Annotated in this window: 2 protein-coding genes; both read left to right on the top strand. The window is 77.9% G+C overall.

The genetic code is table 11. The annotated features are described in order from the left end of the window. A partial coding sequence (locus K4G64_RS39090; RefSeq protein WP_221760592.1) for an FAD-binding oxidoreductase occupies positions 1-455 on the top strand: 455 nt, incomplete at its 5' end. Between the two features lie 109 nt (positions 456-564). Beyond that, positions 565-1899: a hypothetical protein gene (locus K4G64_RS39085; protein ID WP_221760591.1), complete on the top strand. Its 1335-nt coding sequence runs from the start codon at positions 565-567 to the stop codon at positions 1897-1899. The last annotated feature ends 246 nt before the right edge of the window (positions 1900-2145 follow it).

Here is a 2145-nt window from a genome sequence, read left to right as displayed (position 1 = left end):
CCCTCGCACCACCCGCCCCGCGCATCCCCTTCACCATCGACTTCTCCTCCTCGGCCTACTTCCACAACAGCGACGACGGCCTGCTGTTCGGCCTCGCCGACCCCGCCCAGCCCGACGGTTTCGACACCACCTGGACCCCCGAGTGGCTGGAGCTGTTCCGCGACGTCGTACGCCACCGCGCCCCCGCCCTCGCCGGCCTGCCGACGGCGGGCGGCTGGGCCGGGCTCTACGAGGTCACCCCCGACCACAACGCCCTCATCGGCCGCTCCACCGAGGTCGTCAACTTCCTCTACGCCACCGGCTTCTCCGGCCACGGATTCCTCCAGGCACCGGCGGTCGGCGAGATCGTCCGCGACCTCTGCCTGGAGCGCACGCCCCGCGTCGACGTCGGCCCGCTCGCCGCCGACCGCTTCCGCACCGGCGCCGGGACCCGGCCCGAGTCGCACATCGTGTGAGGCGCGAAATATTCGGCTGCGCACGGGAGTCGGGGCCGTTAGCATCCGACGCGATGACGACTCACTCCCTGAACAGATTGGGGGACCCGTCCGCGCAAGGTGAGTGCTGATGCCCACCGACCTCGCGAACGGGGACTCCCCGCTTTCCTTCTGGCCGCGCGTGCGCGAGTTCGCCGTGCCGCCCTCCATGATCGAGACCGCGACCGCGCGCCGCCGTGCCGGTGACTGGGCCGGTGCCTGCGCCGCCGCGAACATCGACGTCGACCTCCGACTCCGCCTGGTGGCACGGCGGTACGGCCGGGAGTTCGCCGCCCGGCTGCGGTCCGACCTGCGCCACCTCGCCCCCGACCTGCTGCGCTGGCACATGCCGAGGATCGCCCCCGACGGGCTGCTGCGGCCGGGCCTGACCATCGCCCTCGCCCGGTACGGCACCCCAGGCTCCGGAGCGCCGCACCTCGTGGTGCGCACGCCGCCGGCCTGGGCGGACGCCGGGCAGCGGATCAGCCTCGCCCTGTGGGACGCGTCCCGCACAAGGGAGACCGGCGGCCATCCGCACCCCCGCCCCAGCCGGCGCTTCCGGTTCGACCTGCACCCCCACCTGTGGGACGCGCGCCGGGCCGGCGACCTGCGGGCGCGCTCCGGCGACGGCGGCCCGGACCCGGACCACGGCGGGCTGCTGCCACCCGGGCACCGGTGTGCCGTGGACCGGTGGCAGGCCGAGGCGGAACTCCTGCTGCGGGCCGAGGGCCGCCCTGGCGACAGGGTCTGCGTACGGCTCGGGGCCCGGCACCGGATGGTCCTGGACGTGCCCGGCGACGGCCGCGACGCCGCCCTGTCCTACGCGCCCTCCCGCGGCCCCTCGCTCCCCGTGCTGCCCGACGCGGCGACCTGGGTACTGCCCGACCTGGAACTGCTCCGGGCCGGGGCGATCGACGCCGGGCGCCTGCATCCGCTGGTCGCCTCGGCGTTGGGGGCCGAGCCGACCGGCAACGCCGGGATGCCGGAACGGGCCGACGACCCACGGGTGGTGGAGTGCCGGGGTGCCCGGCACCGGATCGGCCTGGTCGGGGGTGTCCTGGCCGCCCTCGACCACGATCCGGCCGAGGTCCGCCGGGAGGAACTGCTCGCCGCCTTCGGCGGGCCGCCGCTGCCCTGCCTGCGGGCCGTCGACCGGGCACACCGCCGGCCCGACTGCCTGCCCGGCGTCCGCGAACGCCTCCAGCACGGCGACGTCGCCGGTGCGCTCGCCGCCGTGGAGACCCTGCTGGGCCCCGAGGCGGTGCTGCGCGACGGCCCGCTGCGGGACGCGCTGGAGACGGCGGCGCGGCGCCGCATCGCCCACGGGCTGTACCGGGCGGGCCTGGAAGGCCCCGCGCCCGGCAGCCTGCGCCCCTGGGACCGCCGCCGCTCCCGCGACGACGGCCCGCACCCGCGCCACATGTGACCCGCCGGGCCCGACCGGGCCGACTGCCCCCCCTCTTTCCCCCCCTCTTTCCGCCCCCCTTCCTCCGCCCCTCTTCCCCCCCTCCTCCCTCCCCCCCCCCTCCCCCCCCCCCCCCCCCCCCCCCCCCCCCCCCCCCCCCCCCCCTCCCCCCCCCCCCCCCCCCCCCCCTCCCCCCCCCCCCCCCCCCCCCCCCCCACCCCCCCCCCCCCCCCCCCCCCCCCTCCCCCCCCCCCCCCCGCACACCAC

This window comes from Streptomyces sp. WAC04114 (genome assembly GCF_019733245.1).
Taxonomy (GTDB): Bacteria; Actinomycetota; Actinomycetes; order Streptomycetales; family Streptomycetaceae; genus Streptomyces; species Streptomyces massasporeus_A.
This window is presented reverse-complemented; position numbering and strand designations above follow the sequence as displayed.

Excerpts from the sequence above, each read along its gene's own strand:
- K4G64_RS39085 (WP_221760591.1), top strand. The coding sequence starts at position 565 with ATGCCCACCGACCTCGCGAACGGGGACTCCCCGCTTTCCTTCTGGCCG.